Genomic DNA, 23,405 nt, shown 5'->3' on the forward strand with positions numbered 1-23,405 from the left:
GCGCTGGGGGTGGTTTGCAACGAACTTGGGTCCCGGCCTGCGCGGGGACGACGGTTCGTAGGAACGTGTCCGAAGTCTGTTGAACGGTATTCACCCGCTCCTAAACCAACGTCGTCCCCGCGCAGGCCGGGACCCAAGTTTGCTCGAACAGCCGAAAAGCTTGCGATTACCGCAACAAGGTCAGCACCGCCCTCGGCTGGGTATTGGCCTGCGCCAGCATCGCCGACGCCGCCTGCTGCAGGATCTGGGCACGGGTCAGCCCCGCCGCGCTGGTGGCGTAGTCGACGCCCTCGATGCGTTCGCGCGCCGTCGCCAGGTTCTGGGAATTGGTTTGCAGCGCGTTGACCGCCATGTCCAGCCGGTTGCTCGACGCTCCCGCCGCCACCCGCTGCTGGTTGACGAATTCCAGCGCCTGGTCGATGTGCAGCAGCGCCACCGACGATCTGCGCATATCCAAGTCGGCCAAGCCCAGCGCGGACGCATTCATGGACGAGAACTGCAGCTCGATCAAATCCCCCGCCCCGTCGCCCACCTGCACCTGTACCTTGCGCGTGCCGGTCGCGCCGCCCAGCTCCGGATACTCGACCGCGAAGCCGGACAGGCCGTCGCTGGCGTTATTGGTGCCGGCGTCCGCTACCACCTTCCTGGCGTCGAACACCGGCCCGCCGTCCGCATCCAGGCCGCCGATCGCCCCGGTGTCTGCGTTGGCCAGGTTCATCTTGTTGTCGATGAAATCCTCGCCGTTCGCCCTGAAATCGGCCAGGAAGGCGGCCTCGTCGGCATACTCGCCACGGCTGACCGTCGCCAAAGCCTGGCTCAGGTTATCCGAACGGTGCGTCGTCAAGTGCTGCATGACGCCCTTGATACCGCCCTCCACGCCCAGCTCCTTCATGCGCGCATGCAGGTAGCGGCTGGCGGCGTAGGAGCCTTCGTAGCTGAAGACGCCGTTCGCCGTGTCGGTCACCAGGGCCGCCGAGCCGCCCGCCGCCGCGCCCGCCAGGCGCTCGTCCGCGCCCTGGATCAGCTCGGCCGTGCCTTCGATGAACCATTTGGGAAGCCCGCCCATGTTCACGCTGCGGAACATGACGGCGTGGGTCATCTCGTGCGCGACGATGCGGTCGCTGTACAGGAAGGCGGTGCCGCCGTCCGGCGTGGCCGCGGTGCCGAAGTCGGCCATGTCGATGTTCATCTGCACGCCGCCGGCCACCGGGCCGACCGAGGCCAGCACGGTCGATGGGCCGTCGCTGGTCTCCAGGTTGACGATCATCTTGGCGCCGTCGCCCTCCAGCCCGTAATACTTCTTGATCATGTCCTCAGCCGCGCTCAGCCAGCCGGACTTGAGGCCGTCGAGCACCGCGCGCCGCTTCGCCTCGCCGCCGATACTGGCCGTTTCCTGGGCAAATACCGCTTCGCCATTGAACCTGGTTTGCTCGCCCACCTGGGTGATGTGATGGAGCAGTTGCCCCGCCTCCTTCTGCAGGGAGTCGCGGTCGCCGTCGCCATAGCTGCCGTTGCCGGCCGCCACCGCCATCTCGCGCAGGCGCTGCAGGCTGTCGGTGACGCTGGCCATGGCGCTGTCGGCCACCTGCAGCATCGAGCTCGCATCGTTGATGCTGCGGATCGCCTGGCTGATGCCGCGCAGGCCGGACGACATGCGCGAGGCAATGGCCTGGCCGGCCGGGTCGTCGGCGGCGCTGCCGATGCGCACGCCGGTCGTCAGGCGCGAGATCAGCTTCGCCTGGTCCTTCACGTGCGTGTCCAGGCTGCGCTGCGCGTTCAGCGACAGCGAATTTGAATTGATTGACAATGACATTTTTGCCATACCCAAGGGGTGGTTGTCTGTACTTAACGACAACCTGTCAAACTTCTTGAGTGTTAGTTAAGAGAATTTTGCGCGCGGGCGCACATCACCGGAAATCCGGCCTGATCAGGTCGATGCGGTCGGTGCAGAAGGCGTCCACACCCCAGCCCAGCAGCTCGCGGGCGCGGGCCGGGTCGTTGACCGTGTAGCAGAACAGCCCGAAGCCGGCCTCCTTCACGGCGCGCGCCTGCTCGCGCGTCAGGTAGCGGTGACAGGCGTGGATCGCGACCGCCTCCACGGAGCGGGCGATGCGCTCCCAGTCGGGCGCCAGGCGCTCCATCAGGCAGGCGCGCGGCACCCGGGGCGCGGCCGCCATGGCCGCCTCCAGCGCCGCATGGCTGAACGAGGACAGCAGGGGCACGCGGCCGATCGCCTCACCGCCCTCCTCCAGCTCGCCGGCGAACAGGGCGGCCGCGATGCGCGCGACGGTCTCGCCGGTGGCGCGCTCGAAACCGGGCGCCGGCTTGATCTCCATGTTCATCCACACGCCGTGCGCCTTGCAGAACTGGGCGAATTCGACGAACAGCGGCACCGGCTCCCCGAGAAAGCCTTGCGCGAACCAGCCGCCCGCATCCATGGCCGCCAGCTCGGCCGCGTCATAGTCGTGGACATGCCCGCTGCCATTCACCGTGCGGCCCAGGACGGCGTCGTGCAGGACCACCGGCACGCCGTCGCGCGCCAGCATGATGTCGAACTCGATGGCGCGAAAACCCTGCTCCATGCCGCGGCGCAGAGCGGCATAGGTGTTCTCGGGAGCGAGGGTGCCGCCGCCGCGGTGGGCCAGGATCCGGGGGTATCGCCACATGCGCCGCTCCTTGGGTTGGATCAGATTCGAGACAGGCCGAACTGCCGCGACAGCCAGAAGAATAGGCCGATGTTCAGCGCCACCGTCAGGTGGAATTTCCACTGGAACGAGGTCTTGGCGGTCTTGTGGCGCAGCCATTGCTGGGCCAGCAGCGCCCCCGGCCAGCCGCCCACCAGGCCCAGCACCAGCAAGGTCGCCTCGGGGGTGCGCCAGGCCTTGGCGCGGGCTGCGGACTTGTCGAGGGCGTAGGCGACGAAGCAGGTCAGGCTGGTCACCAGGTAGGCCGCGCCCACCAGCAGCGGCAGGGACCAGGCCAGGGTCGCGAACAGGTAGAGCCCGGCGAACAGGATCAGGGGGAAATAAGGCATGGCGACAGCTTACGTTTCTGCCTGGGGAATGTCCATATGGCAAAAAAGACAAGGCTTTGCGGCTTCACCGTTCGTTAACGAACAGAGAAAGGCATGTCAAAACGCCTACCCTCGACCTTCAACCCCGGACAAGCAGGAGAACGACATGGCTTTTGATCTAGGCAACCTGTTGCAGCAATACCTCGGCGGCGCCGCCAACATGAACCCGAACGCCGCGACCGACGACTTCGACCGCGTGGCCCAGGCTGCGCCGCGCGAGACCGTCTCCCAGGGCGTGGCCGGCGCGCTGCGCTCGGACCAGACCCCGCCCTTCCCGCAAATGGTGAGCCAGCTGTTCGGGCAAAGCAATCCGAACCAGCGCGCGGGCATGCTGAACCAGATCCTGGCCACCCTCGGCCCGACCGTGCTGGCGCAGCTCGGCAACGGCGGCCTCGGCAACCTCGGCAACATCTTCGGCGGCCGCACGCCGACCCAGGTGACGCCGGAACAGGCCTCGCAAGTCTCGCCGGAACAGGTGCGCGAACTGGCCGAGAAGGCCGAGCAGCAGAATCCGAGCATCGTCGACCGCATGAGCGACTTCTACGCAGACAACCCGACCCTGGTCAAGGCCATCGGCGGCGCGGCGCTGGCGATCGCGCTCGGCCACATGGCGCAGAACATGCGCAAGCAATAAGCAGGCGAACCGCAGTGAGCCGTCTTTCGAACCAACAACAACCAGCGAGGACATCATGGGCATTCTGAGCAATATCTTCCACAAGATCTTCCCGGGCTCGGCGCCGAAGCCGGCCCCTGCTCCGGCACAGGCGCAGGCACCCAAGCCAGCGGCTCCGGCCCCGAGCGCCCCGGCCGCGCCGCAGGCGCAAGCGCAGGCCCAGGCCCAGCCCCAGGCGGCGCCGATGCAGCAGGTCGACGTGGAGCAGATCCTCAACGACATGCAGAAGTCGTCCGGCCAGCAGCTGAACTGGCGCACCTCGATCGTCGACCTGCTCAAGCTGCTCGGCCTGGACAGCAGCCTGGCCGCGCGCAAGGAACTGGCGGCCGAGCTGCACTACACCGGCGACACCAGCGATTCGGCCACCATGAACATCTGGCTGCACCGCCAGGTCATGAACAAGCTGGCGGCCAACGGCGGCAAGGTGCCGGCCGACTTGCGTGACTAGATCCTGACCAGTTGATGTCAGTCGGCCAGGGTGGTATTGGCCGCTGTCCCGCACGAAAAGCAGAAGCGCGCGAACGCGTTCTTGCGCGTACTGCAGCAGCCGCAGCGGTCGAACAGGCCGATGCCGCAGTGCGGACAGAAGTCGATGCTGCTGTCCTTCAGGTCGACCTGGCGCTCGCAGCCCGGACACACGCTCTTGCCGAGCCGGGCCAGCGCCAGGTCGTAGCGCATGGTCTGGCGTCGTTCGACGTCGGGCAGCGCCTCGGCCGCCTTCTGGCGCGCCAGGTAGGCCTGCAGCCAGCGGATCGCATAGCGGCCCGCCACGAAAGTAAGGCCGATGCCCACCAGGTAGCGCACATAGCCGCCGTAGCTGGGCAGGTAAGGCACCAGTTCCACGAAGAAGGCGAACAGCGCAAACAGGATGAAGCCCCAGGCGAACGGCCAGTCGGGCGTCTTGCGCTTGTGCTTGAACAGCCAGGCGGCGATCAGGAGCAGAGGCAGGGTCACGGCCAGGCGGTACAGGAAGACCCGCAGCTCCTTGGCCTTGGAAGCCTTGGCGAAGGCTTCATGGGCCGGCGCTTCCAGCCGGTCCAGCTGCGCCTGGGCGCGCTCGGCGGCCTGGGTGGCGTCGAGCATGGCCTGCTGCTCGGCCTCGACCGCGCCGAGGGCCTTGCGCTCCTCGGCTTCGAGCGCGTCGAGGGCCCTGGTGCGGGCGACCAGCTCGGGGTCCTGGCTAGGGCGCGCGGTGGCCTGGCGCGTGGCCAGCCAGTTGTCGAAGGTGGCGCGCGCCGAGCGCGTATTGGATTGGGCGACGCTGTGCTTCTGGGTCGCCTGCTCCAGGCGCTCCCGGGCCGCGTCCAGCCGCTCGCCGGCCTGGCGGCGGTCGAGGCTGGCCTGCCCCAGCCTGGCCGGGTCCATGAACTGCTCGACGCTCAGCGGCGCTTCGACGTCCCACAGGTTCCCGACCACCAGGCTGCCCAGGCCGATCAGGAAACCGGCGAACACGACAGCAACCAGCCACAGCGCGCGCTGCAGCCATTTCTCGGTCAGGCGCAAGCCTTTGTCCATGGGGCGACTCCTCTCAGCTTAGTGGAGCCGCCAGTGTGCCATCGGGAACAGGGCCCGGCCAGCGCCGGGCGCAAGGGTTACCGCGTGCGCTACCCGCGGTACCGCGCGGCGATACCCGGGTTGCATGCGACACGATCAGAAGTAGGACAGGCCCAGCGCCTTCTTGACTTCGTCGGTGGTGACGGCCGCGATCTCGCGCGCCCGCGCGGTGCCTTCCTTCAGGATCTGCAGCACCTGGCCGCGGTCCTTGGCGAACTCCTCGCGGCGCGCGCGGATCGGGGCCAGCATTTCCTGCAGCACGCCTTCCAGGCGCTTCTTGACCACGCTGTCGCCCAGGCCGCCGCGGGTGTAGTGCTCCTTCATCGCGGCCACGCCTTCCTTGTCCGGATCGAAGGCGTCCAGGTAGATGAAGGCCACGTTGCCCTCCAGGTGGCCCGGATCGGAGACCTTCAGGTGCAGCGGGTCGGTGTAGACCATCTTGACTGCGGCGCGGATCTCGTCGGCGGAAGCGCCCAGGTTGATGGTGTTGCCCAGCGACTTGCTCATCTTGGCCTTGCCGTCGGTGCCCGGCAGGCGGCCGACTTCCGGCACGATGGCCTTGCACTCGACCAGGATGTCGCGGCCGGCGTTGCGGTTGAACTTGCGCACGATCTCGTTGCACTGCTCGATCATCGGGATCTGGTCCTCGCCCACCGGCACCACGCTGGCCTTGAAGGCGGTGATGTCGGCGGCCTGGCTGGCCGGATAGGTCAGGAAGCCGGCCGGGATGTCGCGCTCGAAGCCGCGCAGGATGATTTCCTGCTTGACGGTCGGGTTGCGCTCCAGGCGCGCCACGGTCACCAGGTTCAGGTAATAGAAGGTGAGTTCGGTCAGTTCGGGGATCTGCGACTGGATCAGGATAGTGGTCTTGGCCGGATCAATCCCTACGGCAAGGTAATCGAGCGCCACCTCGACAACATTCCGGTGTACCTTTCCGATGTCATCCATGTTGTCGGTCAGGGCCTGGGAGTCCGCGAGCATCACGAACTGGCGGTAGGTGTCCTGGTAGGCGACCCGGTTGCGCAGGCTGCCGACGTAATGGCCGAGGTGCAGCGGACCGGTCGGACGGTCGCCGGTGAGGATGATAGGCGTGGAAGGGTTAGCGGTTGGCTGGCTCATCGGGGTTCCTTGTTCTTGCCCCGATCATCCTGCGCCAATGTAAAAACGCCACCTGAGTCGAGGCGGCGTTGTTTGAAATGCACATCATTTCCTGGGGCCGCGCGTTACGAGCGGCGCCACCAGGTACGAAAAGTCAGATGTGCTTTCGGAAAGTTCATGGGTTGCATGGTTGCAGGTTGGCGTCCCGCTGTCAACCGCTGCGCACCCGTGACACGGCAGGCAGGGCTCCCCACAAGGTCTTTTTTCATCCGGGCGCCCTCCTGAGACCACGTTGTTGTAAAAATTCTAATAATTAATTGGTGAATGTTATGGATTTAAATACGAGCACACACACTTCGACCCGCCCGCTGGAACTGTGGGGCGGCCTTGAATGCACGGTCAACCGCGTCCGCGACGAATATTTCAGCCAGCTCGACCGCAACGGTCACGCTGAGCGCGCCTGCGACATCCAGCGGTTCGCCTCGCTCGGCATTCGCGCAATTCGCTATCCGATCCTGTGGGAACGCACGGCCCCGAACGGCCTGGACAGCGCAGACTGGACCTGGCCCGACGAGCGCCTGCCCGCCCTGCGCGAGGCGGGCGTCAACCCGATCGCCGGCCTGATCCACCACGGCAGCGGTCCCCAGCACACCAGCCTCGTCGATCCGAACTTCGCCGAGCAGCTGGCGGAGTATGCGGGCGCGGTCGCCGCGCGCTATCCGTGGCTCGAGTATTACACCCCGGTGAACGAGCCCTGCACCACGGCCCGCTTCGCCGGCCTGTACGGCGTGTGGTACCCGCACGGGCGCGACGACCGCACCTTCATCCAGGCACTGCTCAACCAGTGCCGCGCGGTGGTGCTGTCCATGCGCGCCATCCGCAAGGTGAACCCGGACGCCAAGCTGGTCCAGACCGACGACCTGGGCAAGACCTACAGCACGCCCGAGATGGCCCACGTGGCCGACTTCTACAACGAGCGCCGCTGGCTGGCCTGGGACCTGCTGTGCGGGATGGTCGGACCGGAGCACAAGCTGTGGAAATACCTGACCAAGACCGGCATCCCGGCCGAGGAATTCCTCTGGTTCCGCGACAATCCCTGCCCGCCGGACATCATCGGCGTCAACTACTACGTCACCAGCGAGCGCTGGCTCGACCACCGTCCCGAGCGCTTCCCGGAACACCACCGCGGCATGGCCGACGGCAAGCCCTGCGCCGACATCGAAGCCTCGCGCGTGCTGGCCACGCCGACCGCAGGCATCGCGCCGCTGCTGGCCGAGATCTGGGACCGCTACCGCATCCCGCTGGCCGTGACCGAGGCCCACATCGACGCCAACCGCGAAGACCAGCTGCGCTGGCTGCTCGAGATCTGGGAAGCGGCCCAGCAGTCGCAGCGCAACGGCGTGGACGTGCGCGCCGTCACCGTGTGGTCGCTGCTCGGCTCCTTCGACTGGAACTGCCTGGTCACCGCGAACCGCGGCTATTACGAGCCCGGTCCCTTCGACGTGCGTTCGCCCATGCCGCGCCCGACGGCACTGGCGAAGATGATGCGCGAGCTGTCCTCCGGCGCGCCGCTGTCGCACCCGGTGCTGCGCGGCCAGGGCTGGTGGCGCCGTCCGGGACGCTTCCTGTGCCACCCGCCGGTGGCCACCCCTGCCGCCCTGACCTCGATCTCGGCAGACGGCCACCGCCTGGTGGGCACGGGCGCCGCGCCGATCCTGGTGCTGGGCGCGACCGGCACCCTGGGCCGCGCCTTCGCCCGCGTGTGCCAGAAGCGCAACCTCAACTTCAAGCTGCTGTCGCGCCAGGACATGGACATCGCCGACCCGGATTCGGTGGAGCGCGCGCTGGCCGAATACAAGCCCTGGGCGGTGATCAATACCGCCGGCTACGTGCGGGTGGACGACGCCGAGAGCGAGATCGAGCGCTGCCTGCGCGAAAACGCGTTCGGCCCGGCGGTGCTGGCGTCGGCCTGCGCGCGCCACGGCGTGCACCTGACCAGCTTCTCGAGCGACCTGGTGTTCGACGGCCGCCAGGACCGGCCCTATGTCGAATCCGACCCGGTGGCGCCGCTCAATGTCTACGGCCGCAGCAAGGCCGAGGCGGAGCGCATCGTCCTGGATCGCAACCCGGACGCCCTGATGGTGCGCACCAGCGCCTTCTTCGGGCCCTGGGACAAGTACAACTTCGTGACCCTGGCGCTGGCAGCGCTGGAGCGCGGCGATCCCTTCGTCGCGGCGAGCGATTTGACCATCACGCCGACCTACGTGCCGGACCTGGTGCATGCCTGCCTGGACCTGGCGATCGACCGCGAGAAAGGAATCTGGCACCTGTCCAACGGCGGCGAGCTCACCTGGGCCGAGCTGGCGCTGCGCGCGGCGGAGCGGGCCGGGGTCGATGCGAGCCGGCTGGAGCTGCGCACCGGGGCACAACTCGGGTTCGCGGCGGCGCGCCCTGCCTACTGCGCCCTGCACAGCGAGCGCGGGGTGCTGCTGCCGAAGCTCGATGATGCGCTGGGACGCTATCTCGAACTGCGTGCCGGCGATCCGGTGGAGATGGAGGAGCTGGTCATGACGGCCGAGAGCCGGCAGCCGGTGGCGAGCGGGCACCGGCAGCAGGAGGCGACGGATTTGGGGGCGGTGCAGGCGGGTACCTAAGCTACGGGTACGCGTGCAAACTTGGGCCTCCGCGAAGGCGGGGGCCCAAGTTCCCTCCCGAAGTCGACATACCCGGCCAATCCCCTCCACAACCGACGGGAGACGCGCATCAAACGCTACAATGCACCGGCCCACCCCCGACTAACTACCAGGCCGATTCAACGTGCAAGAGCAACACGCCTTCCCCTTCCTGCGAGAGATCATCCTCTTCCTGATCCTCTCCGGCATCCTGATCCCCCTGCTGCAGCGCCTGCGCATCAACCAGGTCCTCGGCTTCCTGGCCGTCGGCACCATCGCAGGCCCCTACGGCCTGGGCCTGCTGGCGGACCAGTACCCGATCATGAGCGTCTTCACCTTCCCCAGCGGCGAAGGCGTCTCGATGCTGGCCGAGCTGGGGGTCCTGTTCCTGATGTTCATGATCGGCCTCGAACTCTCCGCCGCCCGCCTGTGGGCCATGCGGCGCTGGGTATTCGGCGCCGGCACCGCCCAGGTGATCCTCAGCGCCGCCCTGATCGGCGGCGCCCTCACCCTCTACGGTGAATCGAGCCCGACCGCCGTCATCCTCGGCCTGGTGCTCTCGCTCTCCTCCACCGCCGTCGTGATGCAGCTGATGACCCAGCAGCAAAGCACCGCCACGCCCCTCGGCCAGGCAGCCTTCGCGGTCCTGATGCTGCAGGACCTGGCCGTGGTGCCGATCCTGATCCTGATCGGCGCCCTCGGCAAGGGTGGCGGCGACGGGGTCGCGATGCTGGCCCTGGTCACGATGGCCAAAGCGGCAGGCGCCATCGCCCTGATTTACCTTGCTGGCGGACGCGTGATCCATCCGCTGTTCCGCGCCTTCGCCCGCCACCGCCAGCCGGACGTCTTCATGGCCCTGATCCTGCTGTCCACCTTCGGCATCGCCGCCCTGTCGGCGGCGGCCGGGCTGTCGATGGCGCTGGGCGCGCTGATCGCCGGCCTGCTGCTGGCCGAGACCGAGTTCAAGCACGAGGTCGAGCTGATGGTCGAGCCCTTCAAGGGCCTGCTCATGGGCCTGTTCTTCATGACTGTCGGGATGAACATCGACACCCGCCAGATCCTGGAAGCCCCGTTGTGGCTGGCCGCCTTCGTGGCCAGCCTGGTGCTGATCAAGGCCGTGGTGGTGGGGGTGCTGTTCCGCATCGGCCACCTGCCCTGGGGCCGCGCCATCGAAGGCGGCCTGCTGCTGGGCCAGGGCGGCGAATTCGCCTTCATCGTGATCGGCTATGCCGTCACCACGAACGTGCTGGATCCGGCCCTGGGCGCGCGCGTCATGCTGGCGGTGGGCCTGTCGCTGTTCATCACGCCGATGCTGGCGCGCCTGGGCCGCACGATCGGCGAGCGCTGGGAGCCGAAGCAGGAGCAGCCGGAGGCCGACGAAGCCACGCTGGCCTCGGCGCGCGGCCACATCATCATCGCCGGCTTCGGCCGCGTGGGCCAGCAGCTGGCCAAGCTGCTCAAGGACCAGAACATCCCCTTCGTCGCATTCGAGAACGACGCCAAGCTGGTCTCGAAGCTGCATGCGGAAGGCATGCCGGTCTATTTCGGCAATGCCTCGCGCCCGGAACTGCTGCGCCACGTGCATGCCGACGAAGCGCCGGCCATCGTGCTGACCATGGACCATCCGGCGTCCGCCATGCAGGCGGTGCGCGGCATCCGCCGCGAGTTCCCGAAGGTGCGCCTGTTCGTGCGCTCGCGCGACGAGAAGCACGCCCGCGCCCTGCGTCTGGCCGGAGCCAGCGTTGTGGTGCCGGAGACCCTGGAGGCAAGCCTGCAGCTGTCGGCCTTCGTGCTGGAAGCGATGGGCCTGGACGAGCGCGTGGTGGACGATATCGTGGACCGCGAACGCGACGAGTTCGCAGCCAAGCTGCTGGAGTCCTAGGCGGCGCAGCGGCGCGCCGCTTCGCAGCCCCACCACGCCGCTTCCTCGAACACGGAGAAGCCCGACAGGTCGCTGTGCGCGAACAAAACCGGCCCGTCCGCTTCGCGCAGCGCCGCCAGGCCTGCATTGCCGCGGAATCCCGGCGCGGGAATCGCCATCGCATGTGCCCTTAGTGTGATGTCGGCCCGCTCCACGCAGGCGGCAAACGCCCAGCCGTAGGCCTGGCGCAGGTCGCTGGACGCCAGCTCCATCAGCTCGGCGGGCGCGGCCTGCTGCAGCCAGCGCCGCGCCTCGAGCGGCGTGCGGTCCGCCAGCGCCATGTAAGCCGTGAACACGGTCTTTTCGGGCGGCCGCACGCGGATATCCTGGTGGGTCGACACCACATAGCCCAGCCCCTTGCCGCCGTAGACCACGTTGTCCCAGGCCAGCGGCGCCCCGCCCTGCTCGCGCGGGAAGTCGCGCATCAGGAAGTTGGTGACCATCCAGGGCGCATAGGCCGGCATGTGGCTGCGGGCGTCGAAGCCCAGCGCGCCGATGTCCTCGACCACGCGCGCCGCGACGAACAGCGGCATGGCGCACACGATGCGCCGCGCGCGCACCAGGAAGCTGCGCGGTTTGCCATTCTCCAGCGCGAAGCACAGCGCTTCCGCCCTGCCGCCACGCACGCGCACCGACACCGCCGTACCCGCGCGGCGCCTGCCAGCGGCGCGCGCGGCCAGCGCTTCGGCGATGGGCGACAGCCCGCCCGGCCAGGTCAGCAGCCCGTTGTCCTCGGCATTCGCCGCCCGCCCCCAGCGCCCCGCGAAATAATGCACGCCGGCCCAGGCCGACACCAGGGCGATGCCGGCGCCGTAATCGTCGCGGCAGCAGTAGTCGAGATACCAGCGCAGCGCCGGCGAGCGGTAGCCCTCGCGGTCCAGCCAGGCGGCGAAACTGATCGCGTCCAGGCCATCGAAAGCCGGGTCGCCGGAGGACAGCACCGACGGAAACGCGAAGCTGCGCCGCCCGTCCCGGCCGCGCCCATGGCGCAGCAGGTCCATGTGCGCCATGAAGCGCTGCTGCTCGGCCTGGTCCTCCGCCGGCATCAGACCGTCCTGCCAGTGCCCATGCATGAACAGGCGCTCCTCCGGGCCGTGCAGGACGAAGCGCTCGTCGTAGACAGGCCGCTCGTCGAGGACGCCGGCCTGGATGATGCCCAGGTCGCCCAGCATTTCGCGCACATGCAGCGACTCCATGCCCGGCAGCGGCAGGTAGTGCGCCCCCGTCGGGCAGGCGAATTCGCCGTAGCGGCTGCTTGATGCGTTGCCGAAGGCTTCCGGTCCGTCGAACAGCAGGTAGTCGCGCTGCCCCAGGCGGTCCAGCTTCCAGGCGGCCGACAGGCCGGCAATGCCGGAACCGAGGATGGCCACATCGGTCTCGATGGTTTCCGAGGGCGGCAGCATCTGGGCGCGGTCGCGCAGCAGGTGGCCTTCCACGCGGCCCGGGTAACGCACCGTGGGCGTGATTTCCTGCCAGCGCAGGAAGCCCGCGGCGCTCGCCAGCCCCGCCAGCCCCGCCCCGGCGGCCGAGACGATGAAGGAACGCCGGTCCATCAGCGGATCACCTGCTGCCAGTCTTCCTCGAACTCGCGCACCAGCGACTGCGAATCGAGCCGGTTGGGCTTCATCGGCAGGCGCTGCATGTCGGGCGGGAAGGCGAACATGGCGCGGGTGGTCTCCGCATCGAGATAGCGCATCGGCAGCGTGTAGCGCTCGGGCGGCGTGAAGCTGCCCTGCGGCGAGGCCAGGACGAAGCCCCATTCGCCGAAGGACGGCACATACAGGTGGTAGGGCCAGGTCTTCATCCCCACTTCGCGCAAGGTGGCTTCGATGGTCCAGTAGGCGTGCGGCGCGAAGAAGGGCGAGGTCGACTGCACGGAAATCATGCCGTGGGCCGCGACGTGCTTGCGCAGGATGCCGTAGAACGGCACCGAATACAGCTTGCCGAGGGCGAAGCTGGACGGGTCGGGAAAGTCGACGATGGCCACGTCGTACATCCCGGCCTCGCGCTGCAGCCAGACGGCGGCGTCGGCGTTGATCACCTTGACCCGCTTGTCCCTGAGCGCCCCGGCATTGAGCTTGACCAGTTCCGGCCTGGTCGCGAAAGCCCCGGTCATCTGCGGATCGAGGTCGACCAGGGTCACTTCCTGTACGTTCGGATAGCGCAGCACCTCGCGCAGGGCCAGGCCGTCGCCGCCGCCCAGCACCAGCACCTTGCGCGCCCAGGGCGCGGCCTGCATGGCCGGATGCACCAGCGCCTCGTGATAGCGGTACTCGTCGCGCGAGGAGAATTGCAGGTTGCCGTTGATGTAGAGGCGCAGGTCGTCCTTCCAGCGCGTGATCACCAGGCGCTGGTAAGGCGTGGTGGTCGAGTACACGACTTCGTCGCCGAACAGTCCGCGCTCGCCCCACTCCACCATACGGTCCGACAGCCCGAAACCCAGCGCCAGTACGAACATAACGCTGCCGGCGCGGATCGCCCGGCCGCCCAGGTTGGTCAGCTCGGCGCGGAACACGTAGAGCGTCCAGATCGCCACGCCCACGTTCAGCATCCCGAACAGGAAGCCGGTGCGCACCAGCCCCAGGTGCGGGGCCAGCACCAGCGGGAACAGCAGCGACACGGCCAGCGCGCCCAGGTAGTCGAAGGTCAGCACCCGGCTCACCAGCTCGGAGAATTCGGTGCGGCGCTCGTTCAGGGCGCGCATCACCAGCGGCACTTCCATGCCGACCATGGCGCCGATCATGAAGACCGTCACATACAGCACGGTGCGGAAAGGCGCGGCCATCCAGGTGAAGGTCATGAACAGCAGCGCGGCCGAGACGCCGCCGATCAGCCCCACCGCCAGCTCGATGTCGACGAAGCGCGACAGCACGTCTTCGTCGCGCACGTATTTCGACAGGTGGGCGCCGACGCCCATCGCGAACAGGTAGCAGCCGATGATGGTCGAGAACTGCAGCACCGAGTCGCCCAGCAGGTAGCTCGACAGCGCCCCGGCAATCAGTTCGTAAGCCAATCCGCATGAAGCGACGACAAAGACGGAGAGAATGAGAATTTTTTTGGTCATACCTGTTGTTTTGCTCTAAGATCGCGGTGCTGCCAACCTGACATTATCCGTGGAGGACGAGGTGCCCGCCATCCTAAACTATCTGTTGCATCTGGCAACGGCTGTTGCCCTGGTCATGGGTTTCTTCGTGGTTTACACGCGCGTCACGCCCTACGACGAAGTGCACCTGATCCGCGCCGGGAATGGAGCGGCGGCGCTGTCGCTGGGCGGCACCCTGCTCGGCTTTTCGGTCACCGTGGCCGCAAGCCTCATGTACACGGGCGACTACGTCCAGTTCCTGGGCTGGGGCGCCTTCGCCATGCTGGTGCAGGTGCTTGTCTTCGTGATCGCCACCCGCCTGCTGCGCATGTCGAAAGACCAGATCGAAGCCAACAACATGGCTTTCGGCGGCCTGCTCGGCGCCATTTCGCTGTCCATCGGCCTGATTAACGCCGGCAGCATTTCCTGATTCACCACCCCTTTATTCAGTTCGCATACGGAGGCCGCCATGTCGCTCGGTTCTTTCATCAAGAAGCAGTTTCTCGACGTCCTGCAATGGAACGAGGAGACGGAGGGCGTACTCGCCTGGCGCCATCCGATGGAGGACTACGAGATCCAGAACGGCGCCACCCTGGTGGTGCGCGAATCGCAGATCGCGGTGTTCGTCGATGAAGGCCGCATCGCCGACGTGTTCGGGCCGGGCACGCACCGCCTGACCACCTCCACCCTGCCGGTGCTGACCAACCTGAAGAACTGGGACAAGCTGTTCGCCTCGCCCTTCAAGTCGGACGTGTACTTCTTCAGCACCCGCGTCCAGACGGGCCGCAAGTGGGGCACCACCCAGCCGGTGACGATCCGCGACAAGGACTTCGACATGATCCGCGTGCGCGCCTTCGGCATGTATTCGTACCGTATCCAGGACCCGCGCCTGTTCTTCACCGAGATCAGCGGCACGCGCGCGGCCTACACCCGCGACGAGGTCGAGGACCAGCTGCGCGGCATCCTGCTGGCGACCATGGCCAACTCGCTGGGCGCGTCCAAGATCGCCTTCCTCGACATGGCCGCAAACCAGACCCTGATGGCGCAGCAGATCCGCGGCGACCTGGCCGCCGCTTTCGCGCGCTACGGCGTGGGCCTGGACGAATTCAACGTCACCAGCGTCAGCCTGCCGGAAGAACTGCAGGCCGCGCTCGACGAACGCATCTCGGCCGGCATGAAGGCCAGCCTGGGCGCGGACAAGATGGGCGGCTTCACCCAGTTCCAGGTGGCCAGCAGCATTCCGCTGGCGGCCCAGAACGAAGGCGGCATCGCCGGCATCGGCGCCGGCGCGGGCGCCGGCATCGCCATCGGCCAGGCCATGGCCCAGGGCATGAGCGGCGCCTTCGCTCCGCCCCAGCCGCCCGCCGTCCCGGCGTCCAGCGATTCGATCGAAGACCGCCTGGGCAAGCTCAAGGGCCTGCTCGACAAGGGACTCATCTCGCAGGCCGATTACGACAGCACCAAGGCCGAGCTGCTCAAGAAACTGCTGGGCTGAGCACTTACCTAGATGCTGAGCGTTTCCTGCCCTTCCTGCGGCGCCCCCGTCTCCTTCCGCTCGCACGCCTCCGTCATGGCGGTGTGCGAGTTCTGCCGCACCACGGTGCACAAGGACCCGGGCGCGGTGAAGGACCTGGGCAAGCTGTCCGAAGTGCTGGAAGACTATTCGCCGATCCAGATCGGCACCTCCGGCAAACTCGGCGGGCGCGGCTTCACCGTGATCGGCCGCATCCAGCTGCGCTACGACGCCGGCATGTGGAACGAGTGGTACCTGATGTACGACGACGGCGAAGCCGGCTGGCTGGGCGACGCTTCCGGCCAGTTCACGGTGACCGCCGAACGTCCCCTGCCCAGGGAATGGCCGGCGTTCGACATGGCCAGGGTGGGCGCCCAGGTTGACCTTGGCGGCGGCCTGTTCGTCGTTTCCGACCGGCGCGTGGCGACCTGCACCGGCGGCCAGGGCGAGCTGCCCTTCCCTGTCGGCGACGGCTGGCAGGCCTTGGTCGTCGACCTGCGCCGCGCGGCCTCCTTCGCCACGCTCGATTATTCGGATGGCGACACGCCGCGCCTCTACACCGGGGGCGCCGTCACGCTCGAGGCGATGCAGTGCCAGCTGCTGCGCGACGACGAGGCGATCAAGGCCACGGCCGGCCGCTACCGGGGCAAGGTCGATGCCTTGCAATGCCCGTCCTGCGGCAGCCCGATCGACTACCTGCCCGGGATGGCCAGCAACCTGGTCTGCCCGGCCTGCGCGGCGCGCATCGACGCCGCCACGCCCGAGGCCCAGGTGCTGGCCGCCGGCGAGCGCACGGACCGGGTTCCGCTGACCTTGTCGCTTGGCGCCGTGGCGAAGATCGGCCAGCAGGAATTCCGCCTGCTCGGCGCCATGCGGCGCGTCGACGACGATGGCGAGGAATGGACCGAGTACCTGCTGTACAACGCGCGCGGCAAGTTCTTCTGGCTGGTCGAAACGAGCGAAGGCTGGTGGCGCTCCGAGGTCCTGGACGAGTGGCCGGAGCCGGGCACGCCCTCTGTGCCGAAAGCCAGGCTGCACAACGTCGACTATGAGCGCACGCTGGACTACCCTGCACGGGTAAGCTGGGCGGCGGGAGCCTTCAACTGGAAGGTGGCGGCAGGAGACCGCGTGCGGGTGCGCGAGTTCGAACGCGGCATGACCAGCCTGTCGGCGGAGAGCACCGAGGCGGAACTGACCTGGTCGCGCTCGACGCCGGTGGCTGCGGACCAGGTGCGCACCTGGTTCGGGCTGGCCGTGCCGGTCTCGACACACAAGGTGCCGCCGTCGCTGAGCGAGCTGCAGTGGAAGTTCCTGCTGTGGATCCTGGGGCTCAATGCCATTCCGCTGGTATTCAACTTCGGCGAGACCATGCTCTGGATGCTGGTCGGCCTGGTGGCGCTGTTCATCCCGCCCGATATCGTGAAAAGGGACTGACGCGCCATGAACAAGCGTTACTTCGTCTATGCAATCGCCGTCACGATCGTGACCACCATCGTCTGCTGGTTCAGCATGCTCGACTCCTCGAGCTCGTCCAGTGGCCGCGGCTACAGGTCGGGGGGCGGCTCCGGCTACTATGGCGGCGGGGGCAGCGGCCACAAATGAGCACGGTTCACCGCCCCGCCGGCATCCACCTGCTGGCCGACCTGGCCGGCATCGAGGCCGGCCTGCTCACCGATCCGGATGCGATCGACGCCCTGCTGCGCGAAGCCGCACTGAGAGCCGGCGCGCGCATCCTGCACAGCCATTTCCATACCTTCGGCCCCGGCATGGGCGTCACCGGCGTACTGCTGCTGGCCGAATCGCACATCTCGATCCACACCTGGCCCGAGCACGGCTTCGCCGCCGCCGACATCTTCATGTGCGGCGCGGCCCAGCCTGTACTGGCGCTCGAGCTCATCGAACGCGCCCTGTCCCCTGCGTCGCGCACGGTAAGGACGGTGGAACGCGGCCAGCTATAATCCGAGGCTTCTCGACCTTTCACTAGAACAGCCACATGACGCAATCCGGTATCAATTCTTCGGCGCTGCCGAAAGCGCTGGGACACATCCGCGTACTCGACCTGTCGCGCGTGCTCGCCGGGCCCTGGTGCTCGCAAAACCTGGCCGACCTCGGCGCCGACGTGATCAAGATCGAGCGCCCGGGCAGCGGCGACGACACCCGCGCCTGGGGTCCGCCCTACGCGAAGGACGCCGAAGGGCGCGACACCAGCGAGGCCGCCTACTACCTGTCCGCCAACCGCGGCAAGCGCTCGGTCACGGTGGACATCGCCAGCCCGGACGGCCAGGCATTGCTGCGCGAACTGGTGAAGCACTGCGACGTGGTGCTGGAAAACTTCAAGGTCGGCCACCTGAAGCGCTATGGACTCGACTATGCCTCGCTCAAGGAGATCAAGCCGGACCTGGTCTACTGCTCGATCACCGGCTTCGGCCAGGACGGGCCGTATGCGCACCGCGCGGGTTACGACTTCCTGATCCAGGGCATGGGCGGGCTGATGTCGGTGACCGGCGAGCGCGACGACTTGCCGGGCGGCGGTCCGCAGAAGGCGGGCGTGGCGCTGACCGACCTGATGACCGGCATGTATGCGACGGTGGCGGTGCTGGCGGCGCTGACCCACCGCGACCGCAGCGGCGAAGGCCAGCACATCGACATGGCCCTGCTCGACACCCAGGTGGCGATGCTGGCCAATATGGGCAGCAACTACCTCAACAGCGGCAAGCCACCCAAGCGCTGGGGCAACGCGCATGCCAACATCGTGCCCTACCAGACCTTCGCCTGCGCGGACGGACACATCATCGTCGCCACCGGCAACGACGGGCAGTACCAGAAGTTCGTGGAGGCCGGCGGGCGGCCCGAGCTGGGGCAGGATCCGCGCTTCGCGACCAATCCGCTGCGCGTGAAGAACCGCGACGTGCTGGTGCCGGTCCTGGCCGAAATGGTCAGGGAAAAGACGCGCGACGAATGGATCGCGCTGCTGGAGGCCTGCGGCGTGCCTTGCGGGCCGATCAACGACATCGGCGAGGTGTTCGCCAACGAGCAGGTGGTGGCGCGCGAAGTGGCGATCGAACTGCCGCATCCCAAGGCGGGCAAGGTCAAGCTGGTGCGCAGCCCGATCAGGATGTCGGCGACGCCGGCGACGAGCGACAAGGCGCCGCCTTTGCTGGGGCAGCATACGGAAGAAGTGCTGCGCGAGGTGCTGGGGCGCAGTGAGGAGGAGATTGCTTCTTTACGGGGTAAAGGGGTAGTGTGATGAAAAACCGCGCCGAGGCGCGGTTTTTTGTTGGGGTGGTAGTGGGCGGAGGAACTGGGTCCCCGCCTACGCGGGGACGACGGATCTAGGGCTGGCGGCAGGATTCAAACCGTCGTCCCCGCGAAGGCGGGGACCCAAGTTTGCAAACACACCAGCAACCTAACACTCAATGCAACTGATGCTTAAAGTCCGACAACTCATCATGCACCCGCATCACCATCGATTGCACCTGCGGCGACGGCTGCGCGCTGCGGCACACCCGCTTGGCTTCATCGCCAATCGCTTCCAGGTCGTCGATGCACTGCACGATATCGGATTGGTCGTTCGACTGCATCACGCCCTGCGCCCGGCTCGACTCGTGCGCCAGCTTCTGGATGCAATCGCGGATTTCGTTCGGAATGTTCTGGTCGTTGCGGCAGACCTCTTCAGCCTGGTTGATGGTCTGCTGGACGTGACGGAAACGCTGTTGAATTTCGGCAGGTTGCAACATGATTGACCTCCTGAAAGTAAGCGGAATAAACCACTGGAGCATTCCACTTTAGGATGAATTCAGGGTTTATCAAGCGTTAAGTGAAGCAGAGCTTCGGGACAAAAACGGGGCGTTCTTCCCATCATTCCGAAGCCCGGTCTTCCAGTGCCATCTGACATTCCACAAAATGCCGGGTGATCGAACCGGGCTCGGCGAGTTCGCGCTGCGCCCACGCGCGCAGCTCGCCTGACGCCAGTCCAGACAGCAGGGATTCCGGTAATGCATCAGCTTCGGCCACACGCCCGAGTCCGCGCAGTACGTCGATACCTATACGTACGTCACGAACCACGTTGGACAATTGCGCGGACATGCGCGGATGGATCGGAGGCGGAAAAAGTGGCCATGCCGTGGAATCACGATTGACCTCCGCCAATAGTCTGAGAGGATCATGGCGGTAACGGTCCGCCAGCTCAAAATCCCCCGCTTCAACCACGGCCGGCAGCGCCAGATAGGCGTACTGCCGTGCCAGTGCCGGCTGCCCGGCATCCAGCCGCACGAACAGTGCGTGGGTCGAGCGCGCATCTCCCAGCGTCCTGTTCATGTCGGCGATGAGCGAGAAGCGCTGCACACGGCGGAAGCTGTCCTCATCCCTGGCGGCATCGTCGTCCAGGCCCGCGTACAGGTCACCGGCGAACAAACGCGCCGCCTGTTCGTCCCGTGCCGCTTCCAGTGCAGCCCGTGCCGGCGGGTAGTCTTCGACCAGCATTTGCCAGTGAAACATTGTCATAAAAAAGCGCGTGCGCTCCGGAGCCACTTCCAGCTCCGCCTCGGCGAGCGATTGCTGCAAGAGGACGAGCAGATCGGCGTAACGGCCCGCCTCGTACAAGTCTCTCATCCGTTCCGTGCGCGCTGCGGTATCGCTCATTGCTGCTCCATCCAGGCATGTAATCGGATGAACCTTAGCATGCGCAGGCAGCCGCGAAATGCGCCCTTTCTCACGGCTTCGCATCCGCCAGATAGCGTTCCAGCATCTCCACGCACACCCTCACCTTGGCCGAACCCGCCAGGCGCTGCGGATACACGGCCCACACGTTCGCTTCCTGCGCATACTCGGGCAGCACCTGCACCAGGCTGCCGTCCGCCAGATAGGGCTGCACGTCCCACAGCGAGCGCAGCACGATGCCCGCGCCTTCGCGCGCCCAGCGCAGCGCGATCTCGCCATGGTTGGTCGACAGCGAGCCCGACACCTTGACCGTCTCTTCGCCCTGCCGGCCGCGCAGGCGCCAGGTGCCGAAGGGATGATCGCGCTCCTTGATCGGCAGGCAGTTGTGGCTGGCCAGGTCCGCCAGGGCCTTCGGCATGCCGTGGCGCGCCAGGTAGGCGGGCGATGCGCACAGCACGCGGTGGTTGTCCTTCAGCCGCCGCGCGATCAGGTGGGGCGGGATCACGTCGCCGATGCGCACGTCAAGGTCAAAGCCCTCCTCGACGATGTCGACCAGGCGGTCGAACACCTCGAAGCGGATCTGCAGGCCGGGATAGTCCGCCGCCAGCCGCGCGATGACGGGCGCGACCACGTTGCGGCCGAAACCGAAACTGCTGCACATGCGCACCCGCCCGCTGGGCTCGCGGCGCCGCTCGGAGACCGCGTCGACCAGGCTGTCCAGGTGCTCGAGGATGGTCTGCGCATGGGCCAGCACGCGTTCGCCATCGTCGGTGATGACGATGCGGCGCGTGGTACGCTGGAACAGCCGGATGCCCAAGGTCTGTTCCAGGATGCCGATGCGCTTGCTCACATAGGCGGGCGACATGCCGAGCTCCTGCGCGGCCGCGGCGAAGCCCGCCTTGCGCACTACGGCAACGAACACGCGCAAATCTTCGTTCTCAACTGGATTATTCACAGACTGTGTTTTCAGGATCAACAATTGACTGGATTATAAACAAATCGTTTTGAGTTAATCTAACACCATTCCTTCACATACCAGAGAACAAACATGAATACGACCAGGACCGCGCACCGCATCGCCATCATCGCCGGCGACGGCATCGGCAAGGAAGTCATGCCCGAGGGCCTGCGCGCCCTCGAAGCCGTCGCACGCCGCTTCGACATTCCCCTCGCCTTCGAGACCTTCGAATGGGCCAGCTGCGACTACTACCTCCAGCACGGCAAGATGATGCCGGACGACTGGTTCGAGCAGCTGCGCGGCTTCGACGCCATCTATTTCGGCGCGGTCGGCTGGCCGGACACGGTGCCGGACCATATCTCGCTGTGGGGTTCGCTGCTGAAATTCCGCCGCGACTTCGACCAGTACGTGAACCTGCGTCCGGTGCGCCTGATGCCGGGCGTGCCCTGCCCGCTGGCCAACAAGAAGCCGGGCGACATCGATTTCTACGTGGTGCGCGAGAACACCGAGGGCGAATACTCTTCCGTGGGCGGCAAGATGTTCGAAGGCACCGAGCGCGAGCTGGTGCTGCAGGAATCCGTCTTCACCCGCCATGGCACCGACCGCATCCTGCGCTACGCCTTCGACCTGGCCCAGCGCCGCCCCAAGAAACACCTGACCTCGGCCACCAAGTCGAACGGCATCGCGATCTCCATGCCCTACTGGGACGAACGCCTGGCCGCGATGGCCGGGTCCTATCCGGACGTCGCCTGGGACAAGTACCACATCGACATCCTGGCGGCCCGCTTCGTGCTGTCGCCGGAGCGCTTCGACGTGGTGGTGGCCTCGAACCTGTTCGGCGACATCCTGTCCGACCTGGGCCCGGCCTGCACCGGCACCATCGGCATCGCCCCGTCGGCCAACCTCAACCCGGACCGGACCTTCCCGTCCCTGTTCGAGCCGGTCCACGGTTCGGCCCCGGACATCTACGGCCGCAACATCGCCAACCCGATCGCGATGATCTGGTCGGGCGCGATGATGCTGGACTTCCTGGGCAACGGGGACGCCCGCTACACCGAAGCACACGACGCGATGGTCCGCGCCATCGAGCACTGCCTGCTGCAAGGTCCGCTCACGCCGGACCTGAAAGGCAGCGCCAGCACCACCGACGTCGGCAAGGCGATCGCCGCCTACCTGGCCTCGGCGTAAGCGTCGACCTGCTGGGCGCGGAACTGCTTGCGGTAGGCCGAGGGCGAGGTCTGCAGCACCGCGCGGAAGTGCTGGCGCAGCGAGAGCGCGGTGCCGAAGCCGGTTTCGTCGGCGATCAGGTCGATCGATGCGTCGCTCCGCTCCAGCATGCGCTGGGCCTGGGCCAGGCGCTGGCCCAGCAGCCACTGCTTGAACGAGGTGCCGGTCGCCTGGCGGAAGTGGCGCGTGAAGTGGCGCCGGCTCATGGCCGCGCGTTCGGCCAGCGCGTCCAGGCTGTGGTTCTGCTCCAGGTTGCGCGTCACCCACTCCAGCACTTCTGCGAAGCGTCCGTCGCTGTGGCTGACGGGCAGTGGCCGTTCGATGAATTGCGCCTGCCCGCCCTGCCGGTGCGGCGCCACCAGCAGCTGGCGCGCGACCGCGTTGGCCACCTCGGCGCCGCGCAGCGCGCGCAGCAGATACAGGCAACAGTCCAGGCCCGCGGCCACGCCGCCCGAGGTCAGCACGCAGCCTTCGTCCACATACAGCACCTCGGGATCGACCTTCACCTTCGGGTAGCCTGCGCGCAGCGTATCGGCAAACGCCCAGTGCGTCGTGGCTGTCTTCCCGTCGAGCAGGCCCGCCTGCGCCAGCGGAAAGGCGCCCAGGCACAGGCCCAGCAGGCGCGCCCCGCGCGCGTGGGCGCGGCGCAGGACCTCCAATAAGGCTTCCGGGGCCGGACGGCAGTCGTCGTGCCAGGTCGGCATGATGACGATGTCGGCACTGTCCACGGCGCTGAAATCGTGCGCGACCGAAATCGAAAAGCCGGCCGAGGTGTGCAGGGGCCCTGACTCGGCGGCGCAGACGATGACCTCGAAGCCCCCTGCCTCGTCGGGGACGCTGCCGAACACGATGCTGGGCACGGACAAGTGGAACGGCTTGAGGCCGCCGAAGGCGATAACGGCAATGCGCATGCGCACTCCTGGAATGATGTTGGCCCGATTTTATCGCACATTGACCATCGGGCCACTGTCGCGT

Annotated in this window: 22 protein-coding genes; 11 read left to right on the top strand and 11 right to left on the bottom strand. The window is 67.0% G+C overall.

Going from position 1 to position 23,405, the window contains the following annotated elements:
* Window positions 1-166: 166 nt before the first annotated feature.
* The 3 genes from KBW95_RS18140 to KBW95_RS18150 form a co-directional block, all read right to left on the bottom strand.
* Window positions 167-1,807 (bottom strand): flagellinolysin, encoded by a 1,641-nt coding sequence (locus KBW95_RS18140; protein WP_211528958.1) that lies wholly within the window; start codon window positions 1,805-1,807, stop codon window positions 167-169.
* Window positions 1,808-1,907: 100 nt separating this feature from the next.
* Complete coding sequence (ugpQ, locus tag KBW95_RS18145) at window positions 1,908-2,666, bottom strand: glycerophosphodiester phosphodiesterase (protein WP_211528959.1); 759 nt, start codon at window positions 2,664-2,666, stop codon at window positions 1,908-1,910.
* A gap of 20 nt (window positions 2,667-2,686) precedes the next feature.
* A complete protein-coding gene (locus KBW95_RS18150; protein WP_211523349.1) occupies window positions 2,687-3,034 on the bottom strand; it encodes a DUF1294 domain-containing protein in 348 nt (115 codons plus the stop codon).
* Between the two features lie 145 nt (window positions 3,035-3,179).
* On the opposite strand from KBW95_RS18150, the gene KBW95_RS18155 reads away from it, so the two are divergent.
* Both KBW95_RS18155 and KBW95_RS18160 read left to right on the top strand, forming a co-directional pair.
* Entirely contained in the window at window positions 3,180-3,707 is a 528-nt protein-coding gene (locus tag KBW95_RS18155; RefSeq protein ID WP_229429856.1) for a hypothetical protein, read from the top strand.
* Window positions 3,708-3,762: 55 nt separating this feature from the next.
* The gene (locus KBW95_RS18160) at window positions 3,763-4,194 is read left to right on the top strand and encodes a DUF3597 domain-containing protein (protein ID WP_211528960.1); all 432 of its coding nucleotides are present in this window, start codon (window positions 3,763-3,765) and stop codon (window positions 4,192-4,194) included.
* Window positions 4,195-4,211: 17 nt separating this feature from the next.
* On the opposite strand, the gene KBW95_RS18165 is transcribed toward KBW95_RS18160, so the two are convergent.
* Window positions 4,212-5,261, bottom strand: a complete 1,050-nt coding sequence (locus tag KBW95_RS18165; protein WP_211528961.1) for a zinc ribbon domain-containing protein — start codon at window positions 5,259-5,261, stop codon at window positions 4,212-4,214.
* A 135-nt stretch (window positions 5,262-5,396) separates the two neighbouring features.
* Window positions 5,397-6,419: a tryptophan--tRNA ligase gene (gene trpS / locus KBW95_RS18170; RefSeq protein WP_211523346.1), complete on the bottom strand. Its 1,023-nt coding sequence runs from the start codon at window positions 6,417-6,419 to the stop codon at window positions 5,397-5,399.
* Between the two features lie 308 nt (window positions 6,420-6,727).
* On the opposite strand from trpS, the gene KBW95_RS18175 reads away from it, so the two are divergent.
* A complete protein-coding gene (locus KBW95_RS18175; RefSeq protein ID WP_211528962.1) occupies window positions 6,728-9,052 on the top strand; it encodes a family 1 glycosylhydrolase in 2,325 nt (774 codons plus the stop codon).
* A gap of 163 nt (window positions 9,053-9,215) precedes the next feature.
* On the top strand, window positions 9,216-10,952 hold the full coding sequence (locus KBW95_RS18180) for a cation:proton antiporter (protein WP_211528963.1): 1,737 nt from the start codon (window positions 9,216-9,218) through the stop codon (window positions 10,950-10,952).
* Here the strand turns inward: KBW95_RS18180 and KBW95_RS18185 are convergent.
* Entirely contained in the window at window positions 10,949-12,544 is a 1,596-nt protein-coding gene (locus tag KBW95_RS18185; protein WP_211528964.1) for an NAD(P)/FAD-dependent oxidoreductase, read from the bottom strand. The two genes, KBW95_RS18180 and KBW95_RS18185, sit on opposite strands and share 4 nt — an antisense overlap.
* Window positions 12,544-14,055: a polyamine aminopropyltransferase gene (locus tag KBW95_RS18190; protein ID WP_211528965.1), complete on the bottom strand. Its 1,512-nt coding sequence runs from the start codon at window positions 14,053-14,055 to the stop codon at window positions 12,544-12,546. Before KBW95_RS18190 ends, KBW95_RS18185 begins: the two co-directional genes overlap by 1 nt.
* A 61-nt stretch (window positions 14,056-14,116) precedes the next feature.
* On the opposite strand from KBW95_RS18190, the gene KBW95_RS18195 reads away from it, so the two are divergent.
* Genes KBW95_RS18195 through KBW95_RS18220 form a run of 6 tightly spaced genes read left to right on the top strand, consistent with a single transcriptional unit; the run spans window position 14,117 to window position 18,833 of the window.
* The gene (locus KBW95_RS18195; protein ID WP_211523341.1) at window positions 14,117-14,503 is read left to right on the top strand and encodes a DUF350 domain-containing protein; all 387 of its coding nucleotides are present in this window, start codon (window positions 14,117-14,119) and stop codon (window positions 14,501-14,503) included.
* A gap of 39 nt (window positions 14,504-14,542) precedes the next feature.
* Window positions 14,543-15,568, top strand: a complete 1,026-nt coding sequence (locus KBW95_RS18200) for an SPFH domain-containing protein (protein ID WP_211523340.1) — start codon at window positions 14,543-14,545, stop codon at window positions 15,566-15,568.
* A gap of 12 nt (window positions 15,569-15,580) precedes the next feature.
* Window positions 15,581-17,020, top strand: a complete 1,440-nt coding sequence (locus tag KBW95_RS18205; protein WP_211528966.1) for a DUF4178 domain-containing protein — start codon at window positions 15,581-15,583, stop codon at window positions 17,018-17,020.
* Between the two features lie 6 nt (window positions 17,021-17,026).
* Entirely contained in the window at window positions 17,027-17,188 is a 162-nt protein-coding gene (locus tag KBW95_RS18210) for a hypothetical protein (RefSeq protein WP_211523338.1), read from the top strand.
* Window positions 17,185-17,544, top strand: coding sequence for an adenosylmethionine decarboxylase (gene speD / locus KBW95_RS18215; protein ID WP_211523337.1), 360 nt, complete (start codon window positions 17,185-17,187; stop codon window positions 17,542-17,544). The genes KBW95_RS18210 and speD overlap by 4 nt, the downstream gene beginning before the upstream one ends.
* A gap of 35 nt (window positions 17,545-17,579) precedes the next feature.
* Window positions 17,580-18,833 (top strand): CaiB/BaiF CoA-transferase family protein, encoded by a 1,254-nt coding sequence (locus KBW95_RS18220; RefSeq protein ID WP_211528967.1) that lies wholly within the window; start codon window positions 17,580-17,582, stop codon window positions 18,831-18,833.
* A gap of 166 nt (window positions 18,834-18,999) precedes the next feature.
* Here the strand turns inward: KBW95_RS18220 and KBW95_RS18225 are convergent, their stop codons facing one another.
* The 3 genes from KBW95_RS18225 to KBW95_RS18235 all read right to left on the bottom strand — a co-directional run bounded on the left by KBW95_RS18225 (window position 19,000) and on the right by KBW95_RS18235 (window position 21,200).
* Complete coding sequence (locus KBW95_RS18225; protein ID WP_211523335.1) at window positions 19,000-19,323, bottom strand: hypothetical protein; 324 nt, start codon at window positions 19,321-19,323, stop codon at window positions 19,000-19,002.
* A 121-nt stretch (window positions 19,324-19,444) separates the two neighbouring features.
* On the bottom strand, window positions 19,445-20,227 hold the full coding sequence (locus KBW95_RS18230; protein WP_211528968.1) for a hypothetical protein: 783 nt from the start codon (window positions 20,225-20,227) through the stop codon (window positions 19,445-19,447).
* Window positions 20,228-20,297: 70 nt separating this feature from the next.
* Entirely contained in the window at window positions 20,298-21,200 is a 903-nt protein-coding gene (locus KBW95_RS18235; RefSeq protein ID WP_211528969.1) for a LysR substrate-binding domain-containing protein, read from the bottom strand.
* 93 nt (window positions 21,201-21,293) lie between these two features.
* On the opposite strand from KBW95_RS18235, the gene KBW95_RS18240 reads away from it, so the two are divergent.
* On the top strand, window positions 21,294-22,391 hold the full coding sequence (locus KBW95_RS18240) for a tartrate dehydrogenase (RefSeq protein ID WP_211528970.1): 1,098 nt from the start codon (window positions 21,294-21,296) through the stop codon (window positions 22,389-22,391).
* On the opposite strand, the gene KBW95_RS18245 is transcribed toward KBW95_RS18240, so the two are convergent.
* Complete coding sequence (locus tag KBW95_RS18245; protein ID WP_211528971.1) at window positions 22,373-23,341, bottom strand: GlxA family transcriptional regulator; 969 nt, start codon at window positions 23,339-23,341, stop codon at window positions 22,373-22,375. The genes KBW95_RS18240 and KBW95_RS18245 overlap by 19 nt on opposite strands.
* Window positions 23,342-23,405 lie beyond the last annotated feature (64 nt).

Origin of the sequence: Massilia sp. ZL223, assembly GCF_018119395.1 — a bacterium.
GTDB lineage: Bacteria > Pseudomonadota > Gammaproteobacteria > Burkholderiales > Burkholderiaceae_D > Telluria.

Excerpts from the sequence above, each read along its gene's own strand:
- ugpQ (WP_211528959.1), bottom strand. The coding sequence starts at position 2,666 with ATGTGGCGATACCCCCGGATCCTGGCCCACCGCGGCGGCGGCACCCTC.
- KBW95_RS18150 (WP_211523349.1), bottom strand. The coding sequence starts at position 3,034 with ATGCCTTATTTCCCCCTGATCCTGTTCGCCGGGCTCTACCTGTTCGCG.
- KBW95_RS18155 (WP_229429856.1), top strand. The coding sequence starts at position 3,180 with ATGGCTTTTGATCTAGGCAACCTGTTGCAGCAATACCTCGGCGGCGCC.
- KBW95_RS18160 (WP_211528960.1), top strand. The coding sequence starts at position 3,763 with ATGGGCATTCTGAGCAATATCTTCCACAAGATCTTCCCGGGCTCGGCG.
- KBW95_RS18165 (WP_211528961.1), bottom strand. The coding sequence starts at position 5,261 with ATGGACAAAGGCTTGCGCCTGACCGAGAAATGGCTGCAGCGCGCGCTG.
- trpS (WP_211523346.1), bottom strand. The coding sequence starts at position 6,419 with ATGAGCCAGCCAACCGCTAACCCTTCCACGCCTATCATCCTCACCGGC.
- KBW95_RS18175 (WP_211528962.1), top strand. The coding sequence starts at position 6,728 with ATGGATTTAAATACGAGCACACACACTTCGACCCGCCCGCTGGAACTG.
- KBW95_RS18185 (WP_211528964.1), bottom strand. The coding sequence starts at position 12,544 with ATGGACCGGCGTTCCTTCATCGTCTCGGCCGCCGGGGCGGGGCTGGCG.
- KBW95_RS18190 (WP_211528965.1), bottom strand. The coding sequence starts at position 14,055 with ATGACCAAAAAAATTCTCATTCTCTCCGTCTTTGTCGTCGCTTCATGC.
- KBW95_RS18200 (WP_211523340.1), top strand. The coding sequence starts at position 14,543 with ATGTCGCTCGGTTCTTTCATCAAGAAGCAGTTTCTCGACGTCCTGCAA.
- KBW95_RS18205 (WP_211528966.1), top strand. The coding sequence starts at position 15,581 with ATGCTGAGCGTTTCCTGCCCTTCCTGCGGCGCCCCCGTCTCCTTCCGC.
- KBW95_RS18210 (WP_211523338.1), top strand. The coding sequence starts at position 17,027 with ATGAACAAGCGTTACTTCGTCTATGCAATCGCCGTCACGATCGTGACC.
- speD (WP_211523337.1), top strand. The coding sequence starts at position 17,185 with ATGAGCACGGTTCACCGCCCCGCCGGCATCCACCTGCTGGCCGACCTG.
- KBW95_RS18220 (WP_211528967.1), top strand. The coding sequence starts at position 17,580 with ATGACGCAATCCGGTATCAATTCTTCGGCGCTGCCGAAAGCGCTGGGA.
- KBW95_RS18225 (WP_211523335.1), bottom strand. The coding sequence starts at position 19,323 with ATGTTGCAACCTGCCGAAATTCAACAGCGTTTCCGTCACGTCCAGCAG.
- KBW95_RS18230 (WP_211528968.1), bottom strand. The coding sequence starts at position 20,227 with ATGAGCGATACCGCAGCGCGCACGGAACGGATGAGAGACTTGTACGAG.
- KBW95_RS18240 (WP_211528970.1), top strand. The coding sequence starts at position 21,294 with ATGAATACGACCAGGACCGCGCACCGCATCGCCATCATCGCCGGCGAC.
- KBW95_RS18245 (WP_211528971.1), bottom strand. The coding sequence starts at position 23,341 with ATGCGCATTGCCGTTATCGCCTTCGGCGGCCTCAAGCCGTTCCACTTG.